Source organism: Cyanobium sp. ATX 6F1 (assembly GCF_024346315.1).
Taxonomy (GTDB): domain Bacteria; phylum Cyanobacteriota; class Cyanobacteriia; order PCC-6307; family Cyanobiaceae; genus ATX-6F1.
Genome location: NZ_JAGQCS010000002.1, coordinates 338,528 through 362,746, shown reverse-complemented (window position 1 = coordinate 362,746; position 24,219 = coordinate 338,528). Strand labels below are relative to the sequence as shown.

The following is a 24,219-nucleotide window of genomic DNA, read 5'->3' as shown; positions in this document are numbered from 1 at the left end:
AGCCGACACATGCAGGCCCTCACGGCACAGGTTTGATGGCCTATTCCCTCATTGTCTTGGAAATCGTGGTGGGGATCCTGCTGCTGTTCGGCGGCGGGGAACTGTTCGTCGCCGGTTCGGTGGCCCTCTCGCTGCTGCTGGGGATCCCCCAGCTGGTGATCGGCCTCACGGTGGTGTCCCTGGGCACCAGCGCCCCTGAATTGTTCGTGAGCCTGCTGGCCACCACCCAGGGCGGCAGCGGCGGCGATGCCCTCGCGGTGAGCAACATCGTGGGCTCCAACATCTTCAACGTGCTGGTGGTGCTCGGCGCCAGCGCCGTGGTCATGCCCCTGCGGGTCAACAGCCGGCTGGTGCGCCGCGATGTGCCGCTGCTGTTCGGTGTCTCGATGGCGACCTGGGGCATGGCCTCGGGCGGACGGCTCACCTGGATCGCCGGGCTGGCGCTGCTCACGGGCACGGTGATCAACCTGATCTGGGAGATCGTCTCAGCGCGCGAGGAGCCTGCTGGAGCGGCCGATGATTTCGATGGCGATGGTGCGGCACCCGCCCCGGTGGCCGCGGCCAAGCTGGCGGGTGGCCTGGTGCTGCTGGTGATCGGCTCCCAGTTGCTGGTGAAAGGGGCGACGGCCGCGGCCCTGGGGCTGGGGGTGAGCGAAACGGTGATCGGTCTGACGATCGTTGCCGCCGGCACCTCGATGCCGGAGCTGGTCACCTCGGTGGTGGCGGCCTACCGGGGCAAGGGCGATCTGGCGATCGGCAACGTGGTGGGCAGCAACCTGCTCAACCAGCTGGTGATCCTCGGCCTCTGCGCCACGGTCTCCGGCGGTCGGGGCCTTGGGGTGGAGCAGGTGATGATCACTCGCGATTTCCCGATCATGGTGATCACAACCCTGGCCTGCCTGCCGATCTTCTGGAGCGGTGGGGTGATCACCCGCTCCGAGGGCTGGCTGTTGCTGGGGCTCTACGGCTGCTATCTGCTGGAGCAGATTCTGTTCAACACCGTTCCAGGCGCCCTCGATGAATTCCGTCTGGTGGTGCTGGTGGCGGTGTTGCCGGCGGCGCTGCTGTTCATCACCTGGGGTGCGCTGCAGTGGCGCAAGCGCCGATTGGTCAGCGGCTGATTGACGCGGGCCGATCAGCCCCCTAGCGCCCCAGATAGGAGGCCTGCAGGCCCTCGTCATCAAGGAGTTCGGCGGCGCTGCCGCTGCGGCTCACCCGGCCCGCCTCCAGCAGGTAGCCGCGGCTGGCGATCGCCAGGGCAGCCCGGGCGTTCTGCTCCACCAGCAGGATCGAGAGCCCCTGGCGGTGCAGCTCCGCGAGGATCCCCATCACCTCGGCCACCAGCTTCGGTGCCAGCCCCAGGCTGGGTTCATCCAGCATCAGCAGGGTGGGGCGGCCCATCAGGGCGCGGGCGATCGCCAGCATCTGCTGCTCGCCCCCCGAGAGGCTGCCGGCCAGCTGGGTGCGCCGCTCCGCCAGCCGCGGGAACAGGCCGTAGCAGCGCTCCAGGTCGGTGGCGATGCCGGCGCGGTCACGGCGCAGGTAGGCCCCCAGCTCCAGGTTGGTGGCCACGCTCTGGCGGCTGAGCACCCGGCGCCCCTCCGGGCAGTGGCCGATGCCCAGGCGCACCGTGGTTTCCGTCGCCACCCCCTTGAGTGCCTGCCCGCGCCAGCGCACGGCGCCGCCGCTGGGGGCGACCAGCTGGGAGATCGCCTTCAAGGTGGTGCTCTTGCCGGCGCCGTTGGAGCCCAGCAGGGTCACCAGCTCGCCGCTGCGCACCTCCAGATCCACCTCCTCCAGGGCGGCGATGCGGCCGTAGCGCACGCTCAGGTGCTCCAGGCTCAGCAGTGGGGCTTGGAGTGGGGCCTGGAGTGGGGCGGCGCTGCTCATGGCTCCTCTTCCACGGCGCCCCCCAGGTAGGCCTCGATCACGGCCGGATCGCGGCGCACCAGCTCCGGCGTGTCCAGGGCGATGCGTTCGCCGAAATTGAGCACCGCCAGGCGGTCGCAGAGGTCCATCATCAGCGGCACATGGTGCTCGATGATCAGCACCGTGAGTGAGAACCGCTCTCGCAGGCGGCGGATCAGGGCGCTGAGCTCGCTTTTTTCAGCCGGGTTCAGGCCGGCGGCCGGTTCATCGAGCAGCAGCAAGCGGGGGCCGGTGGCCAGGGCCCGGGCGATCTCCAGGCGCCGCTGGTTGCCGTAGGAGAGGCTGGCGGCGCGCTGCTGGGCCAGGGGTGCCAGCTCCAGCAGCTCCAGCAGTTCGAAGGCCTGCGCCTCCAGCTCCCGTTGGCGGCGCCGGAAGCTGGCGGTGCCCAGGAGCCCCGCCACCAGGGGGGTGCGGGCGCTGCCATGGAGCCCCACCAGCACGTTCTCCAGGGCGCTCAAGGGGGCGAACAGGCGCAGGTTCTGGAAGGTGCGCGCGAGCCCCAGGCGGGCGATGCGGTCGGGACGCAGGCCGGTGATCGGCTGGCCGCGCCAGAGGATGCGGCCGCCGCTGGCGGCGGTGAGGCCGGAGATCAGGTTGAACAGGGTGGTCTTGCCGGCGCCGTTGGGGCCGATCAGCCCGAAGATCTCGCCGCGCTTCACCGCCAGGCTCACCCGATCGAGGGCACGCAGGCCGCCGAAGCGGCAGCTCAGCGCCTGCAACTCCAGCAGGGGAGCGTCTTCAAGGTGGGCCTGGTTCATGGCCCGGGGGCCTCTGCGCGTGTCTGCCGGAACGGCCAACGCAGCCTGCGCAGCAGCTCCGGTGTGATCAGGCCCTGGGGAAACAGGATCGGTCCCAGCAGAATCACCAGCCCGTAGACCACCAGCCGCAGGTCGCCCACGGGGCGCAGCAGCTCGGGCAGGGCGGTGAGCGCCAGCCCGCCCACCACTGGCCCCAGCCAGGTGCGCGAGCCGCCGAAGACCACGAAGGCGAGGGTGGTGATGCTGGCGTCGAAGCTGCCCTGACGCGCATTCCAGGTGTTCAGGAAGTGGGCGCTGATCACCCCCGCCACCGCCGCCACCAGGGCGCTGAACAGGAAGCTGAGCAGCTTCACCCGGGCGGTGTCAATGCCCATGCAGTCGGCGGCGAGCTCGTCTTCGTGGATCGCCTCCATCGCCCGCCCCAGCCGCAGCCGCTCCAGGCGGGCGCAGAGCCAGCAGACCAGGGCCAGCACCGCCAGGGTGAGCAGCAGATAGCCCAGCGGGCCCTCGAAGGGCTGCGGGATGGCGAAGATGCCGGTGGCGCCGCCGGTGAACCCCAGGTTGAGGTTGAGCACCCGCAGGATCTCCACCAGGGCGATGGTGGCGATCGCCAGGTAAATGCCCTTGAGCTTCAGCACCGGCCCGCCGATCGCCAGGGCCAGCGCCCCGGCGAGCAGGGCCGCCAGCACCAGCTCCAGCAGCAGCGAGGGCAGCGGATAGAGCGCCCCATCCCCGGCGAGGGCCGGGAAGCGGGTGGAGAGCAGGGCGGCGGTGTAGCCGCCGATCGCGTAGAACCCGGGGGTCGCCAGCGAGAGCTGGCCGCTGCGCAGGGGCAGGTACACCGAGAGCCCCAGCAGTGCCCCCAGCAGCATCTGCACCAACAGCGAAGCATCGAGGGGCATGGGCGCTTCGCTCAGACCTTGGTGATCGTGGGACGCCCCAGCAGCCCCCGGGGCCGCAGCAGCAGCACGGCGAACAGGAAGGCGTAGGCCACGGCGTCCTTGAAGCCTGAATAGTCCGCCGGCACCAGGGCCTCGGCCAGCCCCACGATCAGGCCGCCGAGCACCGCCCCCGGCACGCTGCCCAGCCCGCCGAGCACCAGCACCCCGAGGCCCTTGAGGCCGTAGCCGATGCCGAAGTAGGGCCCGGCGATGCTGACGCTCAACCCCACCAGCCCGCCGGCCACCCCGGCCAGGAAGCCACTCACACCAAAGGCCAGCTGCACCATGCGATCGCTGTTGATGCCGAGCAGCCGGGCGGTGGTGGGATCTTCCGCCACCGCCTGCAGGGCCTTGCCGCCGCGGCTGCGCTCCAGCCAGAGGGTGAGCGCCACCACCACCAGCGCCGCGATCGCCATCAACAGCAGCTGCACCGTGCGCACCTGCGCCCCCCCCAGGCTCACCGCCGCCGGCAGGGTCCCGAGGGCGGAGGTGGGGATCGCATAGCTCTCGGCCCCCACCAGCAGTTGCAGCAGGTTCACCAGGATCACCCCGGCCCCGAGGCTGGAGATCAACGCCAGCAGCGGGTCGGCGCCCCGCCGGCGCAGGGGCCGGAAGGCGGCCGCCTCCACCAGCAGGCTCACCGCGGCGGCCCCGACGCCGGCGAGCAACAGCGCCAGCGGAAAGGGCAGGGCGAAGGGCAGTTGCAGGCCCGCCAGCAGGCCGTTGGCGCCCACGGCCCCGCCGATCAGCAGGTAGGTGAAGTAGGCCCCGAGGGTGAACACCGCCCCATGGGCGAAGTTGATCACCCCCAGCACCGAGAACACCAGGGTGTACCCGAGGGCGAACAGGGCGTAGACGGCGCCGCTGGAGAGACCGTTGACCAGCAGCTGCAGCAGGTGGTCCAAGTGCCTCCCCCCGTCAGTTCAGCAGGGCGAAGCGGCCCGTGCGGCCCCCCGGCTCCATGCGCACCTGGGCGACGAAGAACTGCTTCTGCACCACCTCACCGTTGGCGGTGAAACCGATCTCCCCCAGCGGGGTCTGGTAGCGGCCCGAGAGCAGTTCGCTGTTGAGGGCGGCGCGCGCGGCCTTGAGGCTGAGCTTGGCCAGGGGCTGGCGGCGATCGAGGCGATCGGCCGCCTCGGTGATCACCTGCAGGGCGGTGAAGGCCTGGGCCGTGAGCTGGGGCGGGATCGCCCCGCCCTTGGCCGCCTTGAAACGACGCACGAACTCCTTGTTCGCGGGGGTATCGAGTTCGGGGCTGTAGGCCTGGGCGATCAGGATGCCATCGCAGTGCTTCTGGCAGATCGGGTAGATGTTCGGGGTGTTCATGCCGTTACCGACCACGATTACGCCCCGGTAGCCCAGCTCCCTGAGCTGGCGGATCAGGTTGCCCCCGTCCACGGCCTGCAGCGAGAGCACGATCAGGTCGGGCTTCAGGCGCAGGGCGGCGGTGATCTGGTTCTGGAAGTCCTGGTCGTTGAGCTGGGTGCGCTGCACCGTCACCGGAGGCAGCCCCTTGGCGCTCAGGGCCTTCTGGAAGATGGTGGTTTCCGAGGTGCTGTAGGCGTCGTCGTGGGCGTAGAACACCGCCGCCCGCTTGATTCCCGGGTGGAGTTCGAGCGCTTTGGCGATCGAAAGCGGCGCGATCACCGAGCTCTGGGCCGAGACGCGGCTGATGAAGTGGCCGATCTCGGGGATGCCGCTGGCGGTGTTGGAGGGGGCCACCACGGGCACGCCCCGGCGCTGGGCGATCGGATCGGCGGCGAAGGCCTGCTGGGAGAGGGTGGGGCCGATCAGGGCGATGGCGCCGCCCTCGATCAGCAGGTTGAAGGCCGTCGTGGCGCTCTGCTCGTCGCTGCCGCCGTCTTCGAGGCGCAGGGCCACGGGCTTGCCGCCCGGTCCCTTGATGCTCTCCTGGGCCAGCTGCAAGCCGATCTGCTGGTCCTGGCCGTAGACATTGGCGTTGCCGGTCAGCGCCAGGGCCGCCCCCACGGGCAGGCCGGCGCTGAGGTTCAGGGGCTTGGTGTCAGCTCCCGGGCCGCAGCCCGTGAGCGCCGCCAGCAGGGCCACCAGGCCCAGAGCGCGAGCCCCGCTCACGCGATCTGGGCGAAGCTGGAGCGGAAGGCGTCCAGGGTGGCGTCGATGTCGTCGTCGCTGTGGGCCAGGGAGGTGAAGCCCGCCTCGAAGGCGCTCGGCGCCAGGTAGACGCCACGCTCGAGCATGGCGCGGTGCAGCTGACCGAAGCGCACGGTATCGGCGGCCTTGGCCGCTTCGAAGTTGCGCACGGGCCCCTTGCAGAGGAAGAAGCCGAACATGGCGCTGATCGAACCGCCGCAGATCGGCAGACCCACCTCGCCGGCGGCCGCCAGGATGCCAGCGATCAGCCGGCTGGTGATCGCTTCGAGGCGTTCGTAGGTGCCGGGCACCTTCAGCAGCTCCAGGGTGTGGATGCCGGCGGTCATCGCCAGGGGATTGCCACTCAAGGTGCCCGCCTGGTACATCGGGCCGGCCGGGGCCACCATCGCCATGATCTCGGCCCGACCGCCGTAGGCCCCCACGGGCAGGCCGCCGCCGATCACCTTGCCGAGGGTGGTGAGGTCGGGGGTGATGCCGAACTTGCCCTGGGCGCCGCCGTAGGCGATGCGGAAGCCGGTCATCACCTCATCGAAGGTGAGCAGGGCGCCGTTTTCCGTGGTGATCTCGCGCAGGCCCTCCAGGAAACCCGGCTCGGGCGTGATGAAGCCGGCATTGCCCACCACCGGCTCGAGGATCACGCCGGCGATTTCGCCTGGGTTTTCGGCGAACAGACGCTTGACGGCCTCCAGGTCGTTGTAGGGGGCGGTGAGGGTGGAAGCGGTGGTGCTGCGGGGCACGCCGGGGGAATCGGGCAGGCCGAGGGTGGCCACGCCCGAGCCCGCCTTGACCAGGAACATGTCGGCGTGGCCGTGGTAGCAGCCCTCGAACTTGATCAGCTTTTCGCGCCCGGTGAAGGCGCGCATCAGCCGCAAGACCGACATGCAGGCTTCGGTGCCGGAGTTCACGAAGCGCACCATCTCCACGCTGGGGACGGCGTCGATCACCATCTCGGCCAGCTGGTTCTCCAGGGCGCAGGGGGCGCCGAAACTGGTGCCTTTGCCGAGGGCGTTGCGCAGGGCGCCGATCACCTTCGGGTGGGCATGGCCGCAGATCGCCGGCCCCCAGCTGCCGATGTAATCGATGTAGCGGTTCCCGTCCACGTCCCAGGCGTAGGCGCCCTTGACGTGATCGAACACGATCGGCTGGCCGCCCACGGACTTGAAGGCGCGGACGGGGGAACTGACACCCCCCGGCATCAGGGTCTGGGCGGCACTGAAGAGTTCCTGCGAACGCGTTGTGTTCAAGGCAGGAGCAGTCGCAGGGGCCGTAGTCAAGGCGTGTTCCGCAGACGATTGGGGGGGCTGGGCCACCGGGTGGTGACAGGCCGAAAGCCATCTTGACCTAAAACAGTACCCACCGGATTCCTCCGTTACCCCGTGCCGCGCCCGTGACCCCGGATTGGCCCCGCCTTGAACGGCGGCTGAGGAACGTTCTGCCGGAGCGGGCCGTGGTGGCCAAGCCCCAGGAGCTGCTCACCTACGACAGCGATGGACTCAGCCTGCACCGCCAGGCGCCGCCGCTGGTGGTGCTGCCCGAGAGCACCGAACAGGTGGCGGCCGTGTTGCGCGCCTGTCATGAGCTGGCGGTGCCGTTCGTGGCCCGGGGCAGCGGCACCGGCCTCTCGGGCGGGGCCGTGGACGAGCAGGGGGCGGTGGTGGTGGTCACCAGCCGCATGCGCAGGGTGCTGCAGGTGGATCTGGCCAACCAGCGGATCACCGTCGAGCCCGGGGTGATCAACAGCTGGGTCACCCGGGCCGTGGCCGGCGAGGGCTACTACTACGCCCCCGATCCCTCCAGCCAGGTGGTGTGCTCCATCGGCGGCAACGTGGCCGAGAACTCCGGCGGCGTGCACTGCCTCAAGTACGGGGTCACCAGCAACCATGTGCTGGAGCTCGAGGTGGTGCTCCCCGACGGCACGGTCACCCGCCTGGGCGGGCCGCTGGCGGAGATGCCCGGCCTCGACCTGCGCGGGGTGTTCATCGGCAGCGAGGGCACCCTGGGCATTGCCACGGCGATCACCCTGCGGCTGCTGCGGGCGCCCCAGTCGGTGGAGGTGCTGCTGGCGGATTTCGTCTCGATGGAGGCGGCCGGCGAGGCGGTGCGGGCGGTCACGGCCGCGGGGGTGCTGCCGGCGGGGATGGAGATCATGGACAACTTCACGCTCAACGCCGTCGATGACCTGTTCGGCGCCGACGAATACCCGCGTGATGCGGCGGCGGTGCTGCTGATCGAGCTCGACGGCCAGGCCCAGGAGGTGGCCGCGGCGGCCGCCCTGACCCGCGACCTCTGCCTCCGCTCGGGGGCGCGCTCAATCCGCCAGGCGGTGGATGCGGCCGATCGGGCCCTGCTCTGGAAGGGCCGCAAGTCGGCCTTCGCGGCCGTGGGCCGCATCACCCCCACTTACTACGTGCAGGACGGCGTCGTGCCCCGCAGCGCCCTGCCTTCGGTGCTGGCGGCGATCGATGCGCTCAGTGCCGCCTATGGCCTGCGGGTGGCCAACGTGTTCCACGCCGGCGACGGCAACCTGCACCCGCTGATCCTCTACGACCGCCACGAGCTGGGGGTGGAGGCGAAGGTGCAGGAGCTGGGGGGAGAGATTCTGCGGCTGTGCGTGCAGGCCGGCGGCAGCATCACCGGCGAGCACGGCGTGGGCTCCGACAAGCGCTGCTACCTCGACTGGATGTTCGCCCCCGACGATCTGGCCACCATGCAGCTGGTGCGCCGCGCCTTCGACCCCGAGGGCCGCGCCAACCCGGGCAAGATCTTCCCCACCCCGAAGAGCTGCGGCGAGTCGTCCCGCCGGGCCGAGACGATCAGGCTGGAGGTGCCAGCTACGGGGCGGCCGGTGCTGGAGGTGTTCTGAGCGTTGAGCTCACTCTTGGCCACCACCGGCGCTCCCACCTGAACGGGTTCCAGGCGGGGAGAGCTGCGGAGGTTCATCGCTCACCCCAAACGACTCCAGCAGTCGATTGATGCGACGCGACAGCACCCGCACCTCCCGCAGGGTGTCCAACAGTGGTGGATGGGCCTCAAGCATCAGCGCCAGAGCTTCTTAGGTGGCCTTGCGGGCGGCGGCACCGGCGTTGTCGATCCGTTGGGCGGTGCCTTCGTGTTCCACGACAATCTGGTTGAGGGGGCGCTCCGATCCCCACGAGCCAGCCCTGATGAATTCCTTGCCCAGAAGCGATGAGCCCCTGGTGCTGCGCACCGCGTTCGGCGACGAAACGGCCTGGCAGGCGCTGCAGATGGCCATCCGCAGACCGGTGGACGGCTTTCAGTCTCAGGTGGCGTTTCTGGGCCGGGCAGAAGACGCCGGGGTCAGCACCGACGATCTGCTGGCTGGCGGGGCGACCACTTCTGGCCAGCCGATGGTGTTTCTCCTCGATGCCCTCACCCTCCAGCCACCAGGAATCGACTCTGTCGTTCTTGCTGATCGCCCTGCTGTTCGGCCACGGCGGAAGTCCCAGGGGCGGGTGATGCCGCCGGGCACCTGCCACACGCCATAGCGGCTGCGGGAAGCCCGGTCCTCGGCCTCCAGATACTCCTTGGCGTTGCACTGGCCCAGGTATTTCCGGTTGGCAAAGGCCATGCCGTCTTCCACCAGGGCCAGGTTGATGTTCACACCACTGATCACCTCGGCCACGGTGCTCTCGATCGGTGACGGCGACACCATCCGCGTGCAGCATGGCCGCACCGTGGCGGAAGCCTGTTGGTTGGCCTGCGCGGTGTCGGCGGAGAAAACGTTGCCCCACCCAGCGATGAACGCAGCGGCACCGATCAGCAGCCACCGGTTCAAAGGCTGAGCACAGGCTCGATCTGCTCCAGCAGCGCTGGCAATTGCTCGCTCAACGTGATCCACACTTCTTCGAGGTCCACGCGGTCGTAGGCATGGATCAGCACATCCCGCATCCCCGCCATCTCCCGCCAGGGAATCTGCGGGTGGTTCTGACGGCAGGAGTCGCTCAGGCGCTTTGTGGCTTCTCCAATGATCTCAAGATTGCGCACCACCGCGTCCTGTAAAAGGTCGCTGGCCAGAAACGTCTCTCGATCGGGGATGGGGAATCCTTGAACCCGCCGGATCGCGGTCAGAATGTCGCCCAGGGCATCGCGGTCCCTCGGCTCGATCACAGGGGAATGGCGTCCCGCTCGGCAGAAGCCAGGACGGCTGGCTTGAGATTGCGTCGGCGAATCAAATCCACGCGGCAGTGCAACGTGTCTTCCAAAGCCAACTTCAGGGCGATGCGCTCGAGCAGACCCGTGCGTGCAGGCAGATCCACCAGGAGATCCAGGTCACTGTCGGCTCCAGCTTGATCACGGGCCACCGAGCCAAACGCCGCCACATTGCTTGCGCCGTGCGCAGTCGCGATCTCCCTGATCCTTGGAGCCTGGGCCAGCAGGTCGTCGAGGCGCATGGCAACTCAGAAGCCGTGGTCAGCCTAAGAGAGACAGCTCAGCTCGGCACGTCTACTCGTGGCCTTGTCAGGGCCGAACTCAGTTCCAATGAGAAGGGCGCCCCGTGTCGGGCGCCCTCGGGCCGGTTGCAGGGAACTGGTTGGAACCGCCCTGGTCGAGGCCTCTGATTCATTGATAGATCCGTTTGGCCGTGGTGTCAGTACGGCAAACCTCACTCCTGGGCCCCACCCCATCACCACTGGGGCTCGCAGGGGCTCCAGCCCTCCTGGCGCTTGGCGGCCCACAGCTTGAGGGCGTCATCCCGGCTGATCTCCCGGCGGTTCTTGAGCAACGGCACCGGTTCGCCGGGGAGTAACTCTCCCTTGGTGATCTCCAGCCGTTGGTAGGTGCGCCGCCAGCGGGTTGGGCGAAAGCGCAGCACCTGGCGGCCGTCGCTGAGCCACCCGTCTTTGGGCGACAGGGGTGGTCCCTTGCTGATGGCCATGCCTGATCAGGCCACCTCCGGGCACCAGCCCCGCTGGCGCGTCATGTCGTCGGTCCAGCCCTGACAGCGATGGGTGAGGTGCTCCCCCTGGGTCAGCAGTCCCTGGTGCAACTGACAGGTGAGCAGGGGGATGCAGTTCACCCCGGTGTGGTGGCGAAAGAAGTGGCAGGTCATGCAGACCTTGCGGCTGCGGCTGGGGCGCAGCACAGCCTCATCGAGATAGGGCCACTCCTCGATAGACAGCTCCAACGAACCGTCAGCCTCTTGGGAGGAGCGGCGCAGACGGAAACCCATGCCCTGACCCATGGGTACACGCGTACTGGTATGGCTAGCCGGGCTGCTTGGGCGCGTTCGTTGTCCCAGTTGTGGGCATCTAACCCGGTCGCTTCACTTGATGGGAGCGACCAGGAGGTCGCTGTCCTTTGCTTCAGGAGCGGCACCGGCGACGATCACCCGTGACGCCGCAGTGAAAGCGCTTGATGCCCTGTGCCATGAGTTGAACGCTCATGCCTCCGCTTGATCCTTCGGCTTGAGGTCGTCGCCGCGCAGCACCCTCAGCTCCCCATTGATCCGCACCGCCACCCCTGTCCCCGTCTGGAGGGCCAATTCCCTGGCCCGCTGACCAGCCCGCACGAGGGCCGCTGACACCTTCTGCCTGTCGGGGTCATCGAGCTCATTCTTTCCCACCACCGGCGCTCCCACCTGAACGGGGTCCGGATGGCGAGAGCTGCGGAGATTCATCCTTCACCCCGAACGACTCCAGCAGCAGATTGAGGCGACGGGACAGGGCTCTCACCTCGCGCAGGGTGTCCACCAGTGGCGGGTGGGCCTCACGCATCAGCGCCAGAGCTTCTTCGGTGGCCTTGCGGGCGGCAGCGCCGGTGTTGTCGATCCGTTGGGCGGTGCCTTCGTACACCTGCAGCGTCTGACGGGTGGTGGCGGCGGTACGGCCGGTTTCCAGCTCCAGACGGCTGCTGAGACGCCTGAGGTCCTGCATCGTTGACTGGAAACTGTTGATCGCCCGGGGCACATCGCGCTCGGCGACCGAGGCCGTGCCCTCCAGGGTGCGGTTGAGCTTGAGCCGGGTGGCGGCGATCTCTTCGAGCAGCTGGGCGAGGTCGGGCCCCTGCTCAAAAGGAATCAGCAGACCGCTGCGGGGTGGTTCCTTCCCAGGCGGCAGTACATCCGGGGTGAGGGCGATCTGGCTGGCGCCGATCAGCCCCTCCTGGTAACGCTCGGCACGGCTGGCAGGACCGATCAGGCGGCGGTACGTCTCGGCGATACGCAGATCCACCGCCACCTTCCCGTCCATGCCCAACGTCACCTTCTCCACCCGCCCCACCCGGAAGCCGGAGAGAGTGACGTTCACGCCCGGCCAGATGCCGCTGGCATCGGTGGTGCGAAAACGCACGGCAAAACTGCGGGCCACCCAGCTCTGCTGCTGCCAGGTGGCGTTCAGCATCCAGACACCCAGCAGCAGGGCGCCAACCGGCACCGCCCAGCTCAGACCCGTGCCCACCGCCTCCACCGACCAGCGCGGCAGCCAGGCGGGCCTTGAAGTCGGACGGGGTTCGTTCATGGCCTTCCGTTGAAGCTGGGAGGAACGACGGCGAGCCAGAACACCTCCAGCAACACCACCGAAAGAGCGCAGTTCACGATCGATGTGCTGATCAGGGCGGCCAGTTCCTCCGGATGCTGGCGGCAGCGTTTGCCGATGATGTGGCAGAGGCTGGCCGATGCCGCCGCCATCAGCAGGGTGCGCAGCACGGCGCTGCTCACCACCCATGGAGTCAGCGATCCGAGGAACAGGGGCAGTTGCTCGGTGAGATCGGGCCGGGGGGAAGCGAGCACGCTGGCGGTGAACGCAGCCAGGATGAAATAGGGAAGCAGCAGCAGGGCCGCCAGCATCGCCGTGGCCAGGCGAGGCCCGAGGATGTGGGCGCCTGGCCTGGCCTGAATCCGGCTGGCCAGTTCCACCCTGGCCGGAACGCAGCAGCCGATCCAGACCAGGTTCACCACCAGCGGTGAGAAGATCTGGGCGGTGACGAAGCTGGTGGTTTCCAGGGCGAAGGTGCTGCCCTGGCGCAGGGGCTCCATCAGCCCGCGGGTGAGCCCGGCGCCGATCACGCCACCGATCACCAGCGCCAGCGGCGCGGCTCTGAGCAGTTCATGCCGAACCCGGTGCAGCATCGGGGTGGGGAAGCGGCTCGGAGCCTAGGCTGGTGGCTGGTAAAAGGCCGCCACTCGATAGGCAACCATTGTGCTTGCCTCTTCGGTATCCTCAACTCCCCCATAAGTTCACACATGCGTCAATCTGCCCTCCTGATCGCTTCCGCTGTTCTTCTCACCACTTCTGGGCTTGGGGTTTCAGCTGAGGCCAAGCAGAACCGCCCAAATATCGACGAATCGAACATGATGCGCTTCTGCCAAGGTGAAGTGGCGGCTAAATACAGCGTGAGCCCTCGCGACATCTCCACCCTGCCAGTCGAGCGCAAGAACGGTAAGTACCTTGTCTATGGACAGACCCCCGCCGAGGGTGACAACGCGTTGTTTTTCTATTGTCAGTACAACCAATATCGCGAGTTCGACGGGGTCAAGATGACCAGTGACAAGCGTTCTTCCAGTAGTGGTGGTTCCGCTAGGGAGAGTGTAGAGGTGGAGAACATGTCACGTTATTGCACAGGTATGGCGGCCGAAAAGTTCAACCAGAGCCCTCGCTACATCACCAGCAACAAACCCAGTCGTCAGTCCAATGGCACCTACATGGTGTACGGGCAGTACAACGTATCAAGCACCTTCACTCAAGTCTTCACTTGCACCTTTAATTCCAATGGTGTGTTCAAGGGCGTCAAGAAGATTTGAAGGAGCAGGTTCGAGGCTGATCGGAACATGACGACCAGCCTCCCAGGAATCCGGCCAATGTAAAGCCGCTTTTTGTGGTTGCGTTCCGTACGAGACAGTAGGCTCTGGATCTGAATTGGCTGGATCGTCATGAAGCGAACCTTCATTCGCCTCTCCTTACTGCTGATTGTTGGTGCCTTGGCCTGTGCCGTGGCCTACCGACTGATCGGGGTCCGGGTCGATGCCGATGGCATCGTCCGGGAGGCTTTTCCTCTGATCCCGATCGGTTTCTTTCTGGGTGGAGCGGGCGTGGTGACGGGGATCGCGGGGCTGTTGTGGCGTAAGGACGACAAGCGCCGTTGATTGCTGCCATGGCCAATCCTGCAGAGCGCTTGATCAACTGCCGGCATACCAGCAAAATTCAAGTGCTCGTTTGTGATCAGCTCATGGGTGGATGATCAGTCAGAGTCTTCCCTCCGAGCCGGTGTACATCACACCCTGTACCCGACCTCTGGGATCGCTGGTGCAGGTCCAGGGGGCCTGGGCGCCTGGTACCCGAATCTTCACGCCGATACCGGCTTCGGCAGTCATCACATCGAGGATGCTGAGACGGTTCTGCGACACTCCCGTCGTCTTGGCGACGGCTGCCAGACAGGCATCTTCCGCGGCGACGGTCGACATCGTTGGTTGTGACGATGGAGGCCGGTTCTGAGCCATGGAATCATCGGCCTGCTGGACGAGGCTCGGGGTACAGGCCGGTGTTTGGATGGTGCGGCGTCCCATGGCGTTGTAGTACACTCGGCAACTCCCGCCAACATGCACCTGATAGGTGCCATCCGAAAGCCGAGCAACTTTGGCGGACTGTCCTGAGCTGGAAGGGGATGAGCTCATCCCAGAGCCTGGAACGGCGCTGCAGATCCCATGGGCTCCATTGGAACGGGTGTAAGAGACATAGAGGGAATCACCGGAATTCTTGCTGATTGAAATCGTGGTGCCCGGGCCCTTGGCTTCGTAATAGGTAGGACTGAACTCCTGAACCATGGCCTCTCTGCCATTGATCCAAACGGGCCCACCACGATCGGCGTGCACATCAATCCCGCCAGGGCAGACATAGTGGAATTGAGGAACCTTGGCGAAAGCATTCCCGGCTGCCATTCCCAGGCTGCCCATGAAGAGAATGCCGGCCATTGCAAGGCTACGACGAAACGATACTGAGAGGTTCATTTTTGGAGCCGGAAATCAGATGGTGAATAGATGAGAGGAGTATGGCAAGGGAAGCGGCTGTAAAGCAAGTGAAGCCAAAAAATCAGGAAGCAGGGCGTGGGTGAAGAACAAGGCGATGCTTGCCATTGGTCCAGCGAACGTACTGACGATCCTTGAGCTTCTGAAGATCAAGCGGATTGTCAGCAAGCTCAACAGGCCCATCTTCCAGCTCAAAGATACCCATCGACGTCATCAGTGCTGTTTTGGTGTCGGGGAAGATCAGAATGCCAAAGTAAAGATCCTTGCGCATGGCCGTTGGCGAAGGATACTTGATTACTGTTCCAGAAACAATAATCGAGGTGCCCTGACCCTTTGTCCAGTAGATTTTGCACTCCGCCTCCAGGACGTTTCGATCCTTTGGGCCCCAGCTCAGGGTGCAGGGCATCTTGACTTCTTGAGATTGCTGGATCTTCTGGGGGGCCGCCATGGCAGATGGGACAACACCGGCGAGGCATGCCAGTGAAAGCATCGCCAACGACTTGAAGACTTTGTTGCTTGCTTGCATAGTCAAAAGGTAGTGCAGGAGTTTAGCATTAATTGATCAAAGAGTCGCTTGCATCTGCAAGGATGGCGCAATCGGAGTGGGGCCTTGGCGTAGCCTTGAAAGCCTGGGAGTGGGTCATTCAATCACACGCCCAAACAGAGGAAGGATTCAATTATACGATTACTTCTGAGTCCCAATACTTCTCCGGTCTCACCAGGGTGCAGCTCTCTCCGTGGCACAGCCTCACCATAGTCGCCTCCTCCATTGGGCGGCCAAATTCCTGGCTGCTCCTGGATGGCGCAACGATGCGTAGTGGCTGAAGTATAGATGCCATCAGCGCAAGGATCCACCCCCTCGTTCATGGTCTCGATGCCACTATTGGGCGGAGCAGGAATGACCCCTTGATGCTCAGCCATGGGTTGTCGCATCGACATCAAGGCTCGCCGAATAGAGCGAACTTTGCTGTTGCATGACGCTGTACTGCTTGAATGGTGGATGAATGTAGTGGCAACATGCTGACGGCCTTGCTGCCATCCCATGATCGCCGCAAGTGCGCTATGGGGCTTGATGGCAAACCACGACACAATCACCTCAATGACCTGGAATGAAAAACACTAAGACTCTCTGGATCGCGTTGGCAGTCTTTGTTGGATGGCTGATGGTCACCATCGGAGGTGGTGCCAGTCGCGGTGGAGGCAGCTCCTCCTTGAACGACATGGTCAGTCGCGGATTGGCCTGGCAATTCGTTGCCGCTATCGGGTTTCTTTGTCTGGTCACGGTGATCTTTGGCCTGAAAGAGATTGGGTTCCGTACCCCGGATTGGGGATTCGCCTTGCGGATCCTGTGGTTGCCTGGCCTGATGATTGTGCTCTTCTTCTCCCTTGCCCTCGTGCTTGGACTTCCGGGTCTGGTCACGACATTCTGGGTAGCGCTGAACACCTTGCTGGTTGGCATTTCTGAGGAATGGATGTTCCGTGGAATCATCTTCAAAGGCTTGACAGACCGTTTCTCTGTATGGAAAGCCGTCTGGTTCTCGTCATTGGTGTTCGGTGGGGTTCACGCGCTGAATGTTTTTGTCACCGGTGAACTTCAGGCAGGCTTGATCCAAGCAGCCGCAGCGAGCTTCAGTGGGATTCTGTTCGCTGCCATCCGTGTGCGTACTCAATCGCTCTACCCGGTGATCCTTACGCACGCCCTATGGGACTTTGCCGTTTTCATGGTGATATCCTCAGGGCACAAGGCCGCAGGCACTGGAGCGCAGTCTTCCGTAGGTCTGAGCATTCTTGCTCCCCTACTCCTCGCTGCACCTGGATTCTTCTATGGACTCTATCTTCTTCGCAGGGTTAAGCAGCTGGACAACGGACAACCTGTTTAGTTGTGACTGCCACCAGGTTCTTCCGGCGGGCATTGGGGTCTGAGTTCGACAGGGTTGAGGTGCGACCCAGCAGCCCCAGATCTCAGACCCGATGCATATATGCCCCAATGCCCGTCTGTCACCCACATCCTCTGCCAGGAAAGCTGCCCAAATGGGGGCAATCATGCCTGTGGCTGCGCGAATTGCGCTGGTGGTTGTCAAGCCAGGCTCAAGGCCGACGACCGGAGAACCGGCGGCTCGGGCGTTCAACGGCCATCTATTGAGCCGATCACAACTACTTCCTCGGGTCGGCGTCGGTGATCGATTGATCGCGCCCACCTGAGGTGCGCACAGCCCCGCGGCTGTTGGTGCGGGGCTGCTGCCGGTAGGGGAAGGAACTGTCTCCGATCTGGTCGCCACCCCATAGGTGTAGCCCTTGCGAGTTCAGCTCGCTCTCGGCAATGGCGCCCCCACGGTGCGGGTTCGCTTCTTTCCTTCATCTTGAGGCCACCAACCCCACTCGGCTCTCGGTTGGCCGGTGGTTCTGAGGCCAGCGTCGCAGATCCGACCACCCATTCCTTGGCAACGGATCTGAGCGAGTCACCGCCAGCGCCGGCGTCGCCGGAGTTGCAGCGATGAACTGACACTCCCTTGCTGCCCACCCCTCCTCCGCTTAGTACGGTGAGCCCCTCCAGCTTGGCGTCAACATGAAAGCCAGTCTCGGCCTTGCTTTGCTTGCTGGTATGGGCCTTGCCCTTTACACCCCAGACGGCTGGGCAGCGGAAGTATCCAGCACGGCCAAATCGGCCTGCATGATGGCGATCAATAGTCAATACGGCGGCAATGTGCGCGACCTCAAGGTGGTTCGCAGCGAATTCTCACAGGCCAACTCCGAGGTGATCGTCAAGGCGATCGGCTTGCGTGGCGGCTCCACCAATGAGAAATTGCGCTGCCTGGTGTTCAATTCCGGAAAGGTGCAGGAGCTGCGGGTGCTCGAGAACTGACGTCCTAGACGACAGCACTGATGGCAAGTCACAGCTAAGAGCTCTGTTACTCTTGACCGACTCAAAGTTTAAGTTTTGCTGCGCACGCCTCTCTTTGCACTGCCCATTGGTTGCGCGATCACCATCGCAGCCCTGAGCGGCATGGGCCCTGCCACCGCCCAATCCCTGCCCTCCGGGGGGATTCAGCGTTATGAGCGCGACCAACGCCTCCGCCAGCAGCTGGATGAGCAGAACCGCCAGCAGCTCGAGCGCCTGAGGCAACAGGAGAAACAACCGACGGTTCCCCAGGAGCCTGTGGTCGCACCCACCGACCAGCAGGCCCAGTGGCGCTACAGCGCCGTGCGCCTCGATGGGGTGACGGTGCCCTGGAAGAGCGAGCTGGAGAGCCTGGCGGCCACCTACTTGAACCGGTCGATCAGCCTCGATGACCTTGAACAGCTGCGCGCCTCGATTCGCGACACCTACCGGCGCCACAGCCTGCTGGCGCTCGTCACGATCAACCCTTCCGCTGGTGGTGACGGCTTGCTGGTGATCACGGTGGTGGAGGCCCACATGGGCGAGGTTTCCGTGGACGGCAACCTGCGCCATCACCTCAAGAACGGCATCGCTGAGGCCATGGTGCGGGCCAGCCTGCCGAAGGGCTCCCTGTTTCGCATCGACAAGCTGACCTCCGCCCTGCTCAAGCTCAACGACATGGCAGGGGTGAGGGTGCGCTCCACCCTGCGCAAGGGAACCGGCGCCGGCCTCACCGATGTGCTGCTGAGCATTGAGGACGGCGATCGCAGCAGTGGTGAGCTCCATGTGGGCAATGAAATTAACCGATTCCTGGGCTCAACCAATGTCGATCTCACCCTCACCGCGGCCAACTGGATGGGCCGAGGAGACCAACTCACAGCCAATGGCCAGTGGTGGCTGAATAGTTACAACACGGGCAATCTCGTGGGTTCCCTCGCCTTTCAGGCACCGATCTCTCCAGATGGCCTGCAACTCAATGCCTTTGGAAACTACAACAACTACAGGTTGCTTGATGAGCTCTACAGCTCCGACATCAATGGTTACACCGCAAACCTGCGCATCGGACTGCAGCAACCCCTCTGGCGCCGGCCAATGCAATCCCTTTGGGTTGGCTTGAGCGCAGAAGCCAATACCTATGTCGACAAGGTTCAGGAAGTGGAGATCCGCAATAAAGACAGTCAGGTCGGCCGGCTGTCATTGATTGCCCAGAAGCAGGATTCCATCCTGGGCACGGGCCTCAATACCGCCTTCCTGCAATACAGCTTCGGCAATTTAGATCGCTCCGGCAACAGCGATGACTTTCTGCTCGACCAATTCACTGCCGGCACCGATGGTGTGTTCAACAAGGTCTTGCTGGTGTACAGCCGCTATCAGGTGTTCTCCCCCCGTTGGCAAGGCAAGCTGTTCGTTCAGGCCCAGAAGGGCTTCAACAACCTCGATGGTGCCGAGAAAATGTCCCTGGGTTACCCGAACGGCGTTCGCGCCTATCCCCCAGGCGAAGCCCCTGGCGACAGCGGCTTCAGTGGTCAGCTGGAGCTCATCTACAAGGCCACAAGCCAATTGTCTTTCGTGGCCTTCCTCGATGGGGGCTACATCTGGCGCTGGAACGACCCCTTCCCCGGGGCCCTTCAGCCGAATTCCTATGGGCTGGCTGGCACCGGCATCGGCGCCGACCTGGGCACCCCCGGTGAATGGCTGGCCTCGCTCAAGCTTGCCTTCCCCATCGGCAACAACCCCGCATCGCTCAACGACACCGATGCCGACGGATTCAACAAGTCGCTGAGGGTCTGGGGCTCTTTGCGGCTCTGGTTCTGAGGAACTGATCAAGCAACCATGAGAAATCCCACCTCCTCTGCCAACCTGAGACAGCTGCTGCTGCGGCACTCGAAATCTGGCCTGATTCTGCTCGCCCTGGCCCAGGGCAATCCGCTGCTGCAGGCGGCCACAGCCCAGCAATTGCCCACGGGTGCATTGCAGGAGCGAGGAGCTGCCGGAACGGTGAATCAGACGGGCCGCACCTTGACCGTCACCACCCCAGGGCGGGCCGTCTTCAGCTGGGGCACGTTCAACATTGGCCAGGGCGACACCGTCGACTTCCGCAATGGCGGAGCGGTGCTCAACTACGTGCGCTCCGGAGGAATAGCCAGCCAGATCAACGGCATCCTGCGGGCCACCAACCCACTGGTTCTGCTCAACAATCAAGGCATCAGCGTGGGTCGCACGGCGTTGATCTCGGTACCGAGCCTTCTGCTGAGCACCGGTTCGCTGCTCCCGGACAGCCTGGACAAGTTCATGGCTGGAGTCAGTTACGGCAATGGATTGAATGCGCCGCTGATCAGCATTCAGATGAGCAACGGAGATGGTCCGATCCTTGTTGAAGGGCGGATCGAATCCACCAACGGGGGTGGCATCGGCCTGGTGGCCCCCTCGGTGACCATCGCTCCCAGCGCCAGCCTCTTCAGCCGCGGTTTCCGATCGGCCAGCACCGGCACGGACGGGGTGAATCTCCCCTACAACGGCATTGAACCCGAGGGCACCCTCTGGATCGGCACCACGGGCCTACCGATTAATCCCTTCACCGCAGGTGCGGGCCTGCCCACGGGCTTTGGCTTTGCCCAGATCAGCGGCCAACCCTCACCGCAATCGGCTTCGCTTGCCCTCCAGGCCTCCTACGACCTGGAGCGGTTCGTGATCGGCACCGCCGGTGCCCGGGCAGGCCAATTTGACGGCTTGTTCTTCTCGCCCTCCTTCCGGGCCTCCGACTTCTACGTCTATGACGGCATCGAGGCGGTGGAGGAAGGACACAGGTTGGCCACCAACGGCGGACCACTCAAGCGGTTGCTACGCACATTCAACGCCAAAGGCCAGGCTTCTGATCAGGAGATGCTGGAGTCGGACGTGTTGGGACTGCAGCTCCCGGCCGGAGCTGCCTTGATGAACGCCGAGGGTGTTCAAGTCGATCAGGTTTCGGGAAAGATCACAGCTGGAACGCTCACCATTCAGCCGAGCACCGCTGCCCTGGCCAATCCAGATTTCACTGACCAGTTCGGCAGCGGCCCCCTCAAGGTCGCGATCGGTACTGGTGGCTCGTCGGTTGTGGGCAGCAATGGAGTCAAGGCTGCCTACGATCCGCAATCAGGTGTCATCGCTTGGTCCAGGACGATTCCGGGAACTTCCGTTACTGAGACGGTGGCGATTCCTGGAGGAATTACGATCAATCAAGGGCAGACAAATCCTGGGTTCACAAGGCCGCCAGACCCTGGAATCACTCAGTCATTTGAAGTGAAAGAAGGCTATTATTATCATGGAAGCAATGGTTCATATGCTGGATCATCTCCATGCCCTGGCTGTCGCTACGTCAATCCAGTAACAGGCCAGGTGACCTACTGGAGAGGCCACTTCACCACCGATAGTCAAGGCCATCCTCAATTCACGACTTCGGGGGGCGTGCCAGATACCCATGTTGTTTACATGGTGGGTGGTCAGTATTACGTCACATCGGCCTCGGGTTTCAATCCCCAGACCACACCCAAGAACCCGCCGACTCAGGTCGTCAGTCCGACCCTTTATCAACAGGTCACCAGGCCTGGAATTCCGACCCAGCAGCAGTTCCAACAGGTCCTCCCCCTGAGTGGTCAGGCCACGATCCCTCAGGGTTCGGCGACCTCCACCTGGACACGGCCAACGGCCCCCTTGGTACCCACCTTGGCGCCGATCCGCGTTCCGCAAGCCCAGCCGACGGCGGCCCCGACAGCCGCACCTCAGCTGACACCGGCGCCAACGCTGGCACCGATCCTGGTGCCGCAGGCGCAGCCGACACCAGCACCCACAGCCGCCCCCCAGCTGACACCAGCGCCAACGCTTGCTCCGATCCGGGTGCCCCAGGCGCAGCCGACACCAGCGCCGACGGCGGCCCCCCAGCTGACCCCGGCCCCAACGCTGGCTCCGATCCGGGTGCCCCAGGCGCAGCCGACGCCAGCGCCGACGGCGGCCCCCCAGCTGACACCGGCCCCGACGCTGGCACCGATCCGCGTGCCGCCAGTCCAGCCGACGCCAGCGCCGACGGCCGCACCCCAGCTGACACCAGCCCCAACGCTCGCTCCGATCCGGGTGCCCCAGGCGCAGCCGACACCAGCGCCGACGGCGGCCCCCCAGCTGACCCCGGCCCCAACGCTGGCTCCGATCCGGGTGCCCCAGGCGCAGCCGACGCCAGCACCGACGGCGGCCCCCCAGCTGACCCCGGCCCCAACGCTGGCTCCGATCCGGGTGCCCCAGGCGCAGCCGACACCAGCGCCGACAGCCGCCCCCCAGCTGACACCGGCCCCAACGCTGGCGCCGATCCGGGTGCCTCAGGCGCAGCCGACACCAGCGCCGACGACCGCCCCGACGGCGGCCCCGACGCTGGCGCCCAATGGTCAGCTCCAGCCGACCGCGGTGCCGCCGCGGACGGTCATCACGCCGACGGCCGCCCCGACCCTGCCTCCGACGGCGGCGCCGCAGCGAACGTCCGCCCCGACGGCGGCGCCGACCCTGGCGCCCAGTGGTCAGCTCCAGCCGACCGCGGTGCCGCCGCGGTCGGTCATCACGCCGACGGCCGCACCGACCCTGCCTCCAACGGCGGCGCCGCAGCGAACGACCGCCCCGACGGCGGCCCCGACGCTGGTGCCCAATGGTCAGCTCCAGCCGACCGCGGTGCCGCCGCGGACGGTCATCACGCCGACGGCCGCCCCGACTCTGCCTCCAACGGCGGCGCCGCAGCGAACGACCGCCCCGACGGCGGCGCCGACCCTGGCGCCCAATGGTCAGCTCCAGCCGACCGCGGTGCCGCCGCGGATGGTCGTCACGCCCACGGCCGCCCCGACTCTGCCTCCGACGGCGGCGCCGCAGCGAACGTCCGCCCCGACGGCGGCCCCGACGCTGGCGCCCAAGGGTCAGCTCCAGCCGACCGCGGTGCCGCCGCGGATGGTCGTCACGCCCACGGCCGCCCCGACTCTGCCTCCGACGGCGGCGCCGCAGCGAACGTCCGCCCCGACGGCGGTGCCGACCCTGGCGCCCAATGGTCAGCTCCAGCCGACCGCGGTGCCGCCGCGGACGGTCATCACCCCGACGGCCGCACCGACCCTGCCTCCAACGGCGGCGCCGCAGCGAACGGCGGCCCCGACGGCCGCGCCGACCCTGGCGCCCAATGGTCAGCTCCAGCCGACCGCGGTGCCGCCGCGGACGGTCATCACCCCGACGGCCGCACCGACCCTGCCTCCGACGGCGGCGCCGCAGCGAACGGCGGCCCCGACGGCCGTCCCGACCCTGGCGCCCAATGGTCAGCTCCAGCCGACCGCGGTGCCGCCGCGGATGGTCGCCACGCCGACGGCCGCCCCGACTCTGCCTCCGACGGCGGCGCCGCAACGAACGTCCGCCCCGACGGCTGCTCCCAAGCTGCCAACGGCCCCAACGCTGGCTCCGATCCGGGTGCCCCAGGCGCAGCCGACACCAGCGCCGACAGCCGCCCCCCAGCTGACACCAGCGCCAACGCTCGCGCCGATCCGGGTGCCTCAGGCGCAGCCGACACCAGCGCCGACAGCCGCCCCCCAGCTGACCCCGGCCCCAACGCTGGCTCCGATCCGGGTGCCCCAGGCGCAGCCGACACCAGCACCGACAGCCGCCCCCCAGCTGACACCGGCCCCAACGCTGGCACCGATCCGCGTGCCGCAGGCCCAGCCCACGGCGGCACCGACGGCCTCGCCTCAGCTGAAACCGGTCCCAACGCTCGCTCCGATCCGGGTGCCCCAGGCGCAGCCGACACCAGCGCCGACGGCGGCCCCCCAGCTGACGCCAGCGCCAACGCTGGCTCCGATCCGGGTGCCGCAGGCGCAGCCGACGCCGGCGCCGACGGCCGCTCCCCAGCTGACACCGGCCCCAACGCTGGCACCGATCCGGGTGCCCCAGGCGCAGCCGACACCAGCGCCGACAGCCGCCCCCCAGCTGACACCGGCCCCAACGCTGGCACCGATCCGGGTGCCTCAGGCGCAGCCGACACCAGCGCCGACAGCCGCCCCCCAGCTGACGCCAGCGCCAACGCTGGCTCCGATCCGGGTGCCGCAGGCGCAGCCGACGCCGGCGCCGACGGCCGCTCCCCAGCTGACACCGGCCCCAACGCTCGCTCCGATCCGGGTGCCCCAGGCGCAGCCGACACCAGCGCCGACAGCCGCCCCCCAGCTGACACCGGCCCCAACGCTCGCGCCGATCCGCGTGCCAGGCAGCGCCGGCAGTGCGCTCGATAGCAAGCCGATCCTGCAGCCGATCAATGTGCAGGCCGCCCTCAATCAGGCCAAACCCACCGGGTTGAACGTGCCGCTCAGTTACAGAATTCCCGCCCACATTCTGGCGAAGCTGGGACCGCAGCCGGCGCTGATTCAGGGTCGCCTCACACTGGCCGATGGCGCTCCCTTACCCCCAGGGGTGAGCTATGTGCCCCGAAGCGCGACGATTTCAATCAGTGATCTGAGGCGGGTGTCGCTGCCTCTGGATGTACGTCTCTCTGTCCCCACCGCCAACGGCGGCCGTGCTTCGGTGGTGCTCACGGTGGGACAGCCCTAGAGC

26 protein-coding genes and 1 pseudogene are annotated in these 24,219 nt (G+C 66.0%); 9 read left to right on the top strand and 18 right to left on the bottom strand.

Features of this window, described 5'->3' with window-relative positions:
* The first annotated feature begins 35 nt into the window (after positions 1 to 35).
* Positions 36 to 1,121, top strand: a complete 1,086-nt coding sequence (locus KBZ13_RS04695) for a calcium/sodium antiporter (RefSeq protein ID WP_255006922.1) — start codon at positions 36 to 38, stop codon at positions 1,119 to 1,121.
* Positions 1,122 to 1,143: 22 nt separating this feature from the next.
* Here KBZ13_RS04695 and KBZ13_RS04690 read toward each other — a convergent pair whose 3' ends face one another.
* The 6 genes from KBZ13_RS04690 to hemL are packed head-to-tail and all read right to left on the bottom strand — an operon-like array spanning position 1,144 to position 6,960.
* Positions 1,144 to 1,890, bottom strand: a complete 747-nt coding sequence (locus KBZ13_RS04690) for an ABC transporter ATP-binding protein (protein WP_255006912.1) — start codon at positions 1,888 to 1,890, stop codon at positions 1,144 to 1,146.
* Entirely contained in the window at positions 1,887 to 2,687 is an 801-nt protein-coding gene (locus KBZ13_RS04685; protein WP_255006911.1) for an ABC transporter ATP-binding protein, read from the bottom strand. The genes KBZ13_RS04690 and KBZ13_RS04685 overlap by 4 nt, the downstream gene beginning before the upstream one ends.
* A complete protein-coding gene (locus tag KBZ13_RS04680) occupies positions 2,684 to 3,589 on the bottom strand; it encodes a branched-chain amino acid ABC transporter permease (RefSeq protein WP_255006910.1) in 906 nt (301 codons plus the stop codon). Before KBZ13_RS04680 ends, KBZ13_RS04685 begins: the two co-directional genes overlap by 4 nt.
* Positions 3,590 to 3,600: 11 nt before the next feature.
* Positions 3,601 to 4,533, bottom strand: coding sequence for a branched-chain amino acid ABC transporter permease (locus KBZ13_RS04675; RefSeq protein ID WP_255006908.1), 933 nt, complete (start codon positions 4,531 to 4,533; stop codon positions 3,601 to 3,603).
* 13 nt (positions 4,534 to 4,546) lie between these two features.
* Positions 4,547 to 5,725: an ABC transporter substrate-binding protein gene (locus tag KBZ13_RS04670; RefSeq protein ID WP_255006906.1), complete on the bottom strand. Its 1,179-nt coding sequence runs from the start codon at positions 5,723 to 5,725 to the stop codon at positions 4,547 to 4,549.
* Positions 5,722 to 6,960, bottom strand: coding sequence for a glutamate-1-semialdehyde 2,1-aminomutase (gene hemL, locus KBZ13_RS04665; RefSeq protein WP_409995611.1), 1,239 nt, complete (start codon positions 6,958 to 6,960; stop codon positions 5,722 to 5,724). Before hemL ends, KBZ13_RS04670 begins: the two co-directional genes overlap by 4 nt.
* A gap of 191 nt (positions 6,961 to 7,151) precedes the next feature.
* On the opposite strand from hemL, the gene KBZ13_RS04660 reads away from it, so the two are divergent.
* Entirely contained in the window at positions 7,152 to 8,627 is a 1,476-nt protein-coding gene (locus KBZ13_RS04660) for an FAD-linked oxidase C-terminal domain-containing protein (RefSeq protein ID WP_255006902.1), read from the top strand.
* 9 nt (positions 8,628 to 8,636) lie between these two features.
* Here KBZ13_RS04660 and KBZ13_RS04655 read toward each other — a convergent pair whose 3' ends face one another.
* Together KBZ13_RS04655 and KBZ13_RS04650 are read right to left on the bottom strand one after the other, a co-directional pair.
* Entirely contained in the window at positions 8,637 to 8,801 is a 165-nt protein-coding gene (locus KBZ13_RS04655; RefSeq protein ID WP_255006894.1) for a hypothetical protein, read from the bottom strand.
* A 15-nt stretch (positions 8,802 to 8,816) separates the two neighbouring features.
* Positions 8,817 to 9,017 carry a hypothetical protein gene (locus KBZ13_RS04650; RefSeq protein ID WP_255006893.1) on the bottom strand — a complete coding sequence of 67 codons (201 nt, stop codon included), beginning with the start codon at positions 9,015 to 9,017 and terminating at the stop codon, positions 8,817 to 8,819.
* On the opposite strand from KBZ13_RS04650, the pseudogene KBZ13_RS15780 reads away from it, so the two are divergent.
* Positions 8,929 to 9,135 (top strand): annotated as a pseudogene (locus KBZ13_RS15780) (DUF6924 domain-containing protein); the annotation flags it as partial. The gene KBZ13_RS04650 and the pseudogene KBZ13_RS15780 sit on opposite strands and share 89 nt — an antisense overlap.
* On the opposite strand, the gene KBZ13_RS04645 reads toward KBZ13_RS15780, so the two are convergent.
* From KBZ13_RS04645 to KBZ13_RS04610, 8 genes are all read right to left on the bottom strand, one after another.
* On the bottom strand, positions 9,045 to 9,437 hold the full coding sequence (locus KBZ13_RS04645; RefSeq protein WP_409995610.1) for a thermonuclease family protein: 393 nt from the start codon (positions 9,435 to 9,437) through the stop codon (positions 9,045 to 9,047). The pseudogene KBZ13_RS15780 and the gene KBZ13_RS04645 overlap by 91 nt on opposite strands.
* A gap of 119 nt (positions 9,438 to 9,556) precedes the next feature.
* Positions 9,557 to 9,892, bottom strand: a complete 336-nt coding sequence (locus KBZ13_RS04640; protein WP_255006890.1) for a DUF86 domain-containing protein — start codon at positions 9,890 to 9,892, stop codon at positions 9,557 to 9,559.
* A complete protein-coding gene (locus tag KBZ13_RS04635) occupies positions 9,889 to 10,176 on the bottom strand; it encodes a nucleotidyltransferase family protein (protein ID WP_255006889.1) in 288 nt (95 codons plus the stop codon). The genes KBZ13_RS04640 and KBZ13_RS04635 overlap by 4 nt, the downstream gene beginning before the upstream one ends.
* A gap of 233 nt (positions 10,177 to 10,409) precedes the next feature.
* Positions 10,410 to 10,661, bottom strand: coding sequence for a DUF1651 domain-containing protein (locus KBZ13_RS04630; protein WP_255006887.1), 252 nt, complete (start codon positions 10,659 to 10,661; stop codon positions 10,410 to 10,412).
* Positions 10,662 to 10,667: 6 nt separating this feature from the next.
* The gene (locus KBZ13_RS04625; protein ID WP_315859601.1) at positions 10,668 to 10,910 is read right to left on the bottom strand and encodes a galactose oxidase; all 243 of its coding nucleotides are present in this window, start codon (positions 10,908 to 10,910) and stop codon (positions 10,668 to 10,670) included.
* A 255-nt stretch (positions 10,911 to 11,165) separates the two neighbouring features.
* A complete protein-coding gene (locus KBZ13_RS04620; RefSeq protein WP_255006883.1) occupies positions 11,166 to 11,309 on the bottom strand; it encodes a hypothetical protein in 144 nt (47 codons plus the stop codon).
* 25 nt (positions 11,310 to 11,334) lie between these two features.
* Positions 11,335 to 12,240: an MlaD family protein gene (locus KBZ13_RS04615; RefSeq protein WP_255006880.1), complete on the bottom strand. Its 906-nt coding sequence runs from the start codon at positions 12,238 to 12,240 to the stop codon at positions 11,335 to 11,337.
* Positions 12,237 to 12,851 (bottom strand): ABC transporter permease, encoded by a 615-nt coding sequence (locus KBZ13_RS04610; protein WP_255006874.1) that lies wholly within the window; start codon positions 12,849 to 12,851, stop codon positions 12,237 to 12,239. Before KBZ13_RS04610 ends, KBZ13_RS04615 begins: the two co-directional genes overlap by 4 nt.
* 114 nt (positions 12,852 to 12,965) lie before the next feature.
* Here KBZ13_RS04610 and KBZ13_RS04605 point away from each other — a divergent pair, with 114 nt between their 5' ends.
* Together KBZ13_RS04605 and KBZ13_RS04600 are read left to right on the top strand one after the other, a co-directional pair.
* Complete coding sequence (locus tag KBZ13_RS04605) at positions 12,966 to 13,523, top strand: hypothetical protein (protein ID WP_255006872.1); 558 nt, start codon at positions 12,966 to 12,968, stop codon at positions 13,521 to 13,523.
* 129 nt (positions 13,524 to 13,652) lie between these two features.
* Positions 13,653 to 13,865 (top strand): DUF3955 domain-containing protein, encoded by a 213-nt coding sequence (locus KBZ13_RS04600; RefSeq protein WP_094554989.1) that lies wholly within the window; start codon positions 13,653 to 13,655, stop codon positions 13,863 to 13,865.
* 99 nt (positions 13,866 to 13,964) lie between these two features.
* Here KBZ13_RS04600 and KBZ13_RS04595 read toward each other — a convergent pair whose 3' ends face one another.
* On the bottom strand, positions 13,965 to 14,726 hold the full coding sequence (locus tag KBZ13_RS04595; RefSeq protein WP_255006867.1) for a hypothetical protein: 762 nt from the start codon (positions 14,724 to 14,726) through the stop codon (positions 13,965 to 13,967).
* 82 nt (positions 14,727 to 14,808) lie between these two features.
* Entirely contained in the window at positions 14,809 to 15,270 is a 462-nt protein-coding gene (locus KBZ13_RS04590; protein WP_255006865.1) for a hypothetical protein, read from the bottom strand.
* A 583-nt stretch (positions 15,271 to 15,853) separates the two neighbouring features.
* Between KBZ13_RS04590 and KBZ13_RS04585 the strand changes: the two genes are divergently transcribed.
* The 4 genes from KBZ13_RS04585 (at position 15,854) to KBZ13_RS15615 (ending at position 24,216) form a co-directional block, all read left to right on the top strand.
* Positions 15,854 to 16,624: a CPBP family intramembrane glutamic endopeptidase gene (locus KBZ13_RS04585; RefSeq protein WP_255006864.1), complete on the top strand. Its 771-nt coding sequence runs from the start codon at positions 15,854 to 15,856 to the stop codon at positions 16,622 to 16,624.
* 686 nt (positions 16,625 to 17,310) lie between these two features.
* Positions 17,311 to 17,607, top strand: coding sequence for a hypothetical protein (locus KBZ13_RS04580; protein ID WP_255006862.1), 297 nt, complete (start codon positions 17,311 to 17,313; stop codon positions 17,605 to 17,607).
* Between the two features lie 141 nt (positions 17,608 to 17,748).
* A complete protein-coding gene (locus KBZ13_RS04575; RefSeq protein WP_255006861.1) occupies positions 17,749 to 19,437 on the top strand; it encodes a ShlB/FhaC/HecB family hemolysin secretion/activation protein in 1,689 nt (562 codons plus the stop codon).
* Positions 19,438 to 19,455: 18 nt separating this feature from the next.
* Positions 19,456 to 24,216 (top strand): filamentous hemagglutinin N-terminal domain-containing protein, encoded by a 4,761-nt coding sequence (locus KBZ13_RS15615; protein ID WP_261358806.1) that lies wholly within the window; start codon positions 19,456 to 19,458, stop codon positions 24,214 to 24,216.
* Positions 24,217 to 24,219: the final 3 nt, after the last annotated feature.

Coding starts and splice junctions, on each gene's coding strand:
- KBZ13_RS04695 (WP_255006922.1), top strand. CDS start 36: ATGGCCTATTCCCTCATTGTCTTGGAAATCGTGGTGGGGATCCTGCTG.
- KBZ13_RS04690 (WP_255006912.1), bottom strand. CDS start 1,890: ATGAGCAGCGCCGCCCCACTCCAGGCCCCACTCCAAGCCCCACTGCTG.
- KBZ13_RS04685 (WP_255006911.1), bottom strand. CDS start 2,687: ATGAACCAGGCCCACCTTGAAGACGCTCCCCTGCTGGAGTTGCAGGCG.
- KBZ13_RS04680 (WP_255006910.1), bottom strand. CDS start 3,589: ATGCCCCTCGATGCTTCGCTGTTGGTGCAGATGCTGCTGGGGGCACTG.
- hemL (WP_409995611.1), bottom strand. CDS start 6,960: ATGCCGGGGGGTGTCAGTTCCCCCGTCCGCGCCTTCAAGTCCGTGGGC.
- KBZ13_RS04655 (WP_255006894.1), bottom strand. CDS start 8,801: ATGCTTGAGGCCCATCCACCACTGTTGGACACCCTGCGGGAGGTGCGG.
- KBZ13_RS04650 (WP_255006893.1), bottom strand. CDS start 9,017: ATGGCCATCTGCAGCGCCTGCCAGGCCGTTTCGTCGCCGAACGCGGTG.
- KBZ13_RS04645 (WP_409995610.1), bottom strand. CDS start 9,437: ATGGTGTCGCCGTCACCGATCGAGAGCACCGTGGCCGAGGTGATCAGT.
- KBZ13_RS04635 (WP_255006889.1), bottom strand. CDS start 10,176: ATGCGCCTCGACGACCTGCTGGCCCAGGCTCCAAGGATCAGGGAGATC.
- KBZ13_RS04630 (WP_255006887.1), bottom strand. CDS start 10,661: ATGGCCATCAGCAAGGGACCACCCCTGTCGCCCAAAGACGGGTGGCTC.
- KBZ13_RS04615 (WP_255006880.1), bottom strand. CDS start 12,240: ATGAACGAACCCCGTCCGACTTCAAGGCCCGCCTGGCTGCCGCGCTGG.
- KBZ13_RS04610 (WP_255006874.1), bottom strand. CDS start 12,851: ATGCTGCACCGGGTTCGGCATGAACTGCTCAGAGCCGCGCCGCTGGCG.
- KBZ13_RS04605 (WP_255006872.1), top strand. CDS start 12,966: ATGCGTCAATCTGCCCTCCTGATCGCTTCCGCTGTTCTTCTCACCACT.
- KBZ13_RS04600 (WP_094554989.1), top strand. CDS start 13,653: ATGAAGCGAACCTTCATTCGCCTCTCCTTACTGCTGATTGTTGGTGCC.
- KBZ13_RS04595 (WP_255006867.1), bottom strand. CDS start 14,726: ATGAACCTCTCAGTATCGTTTCGTCGTAGCCTTGCAATGGCCGGCATT.
- KBZ13_RS04590 (WP_255006865.1), bottom strand. CDS start 15,270: ATGCAAGCAAGCAACAAAGTCTTCAAGTCGTTGGCGATGCTTTCACTG.
- KBZ13_RS04585 (WP_255006864.1), top strand. CDS start 15,854: ATGAAAAACACTAAGACTCTCTGGATCGCGTTGGCAGTCTTTGTTGGA.
- KBZ13_RS04580 (WP_255006862.1), top strand. CDS start 17,311: ATGAAAGCCAGTCTCGGCCTTGCTTTGCTTGCTGGTATGGGCCTTGCC.
- KBZ13_RS04575 (WP_255006861.1), top strand. CDS start 17,749: ATGGGCCCTGCCACCGCCCAATCCCTGCCCTCCGGGGGGATTCAGCGT.
- KBZ13_RS15615 (WP_261358806.1), top strand. CDS start 19,456: ATGAGAAATCCCACCTCCTCTGCCAACCTGAGACAGCTGCTGCTGCGG.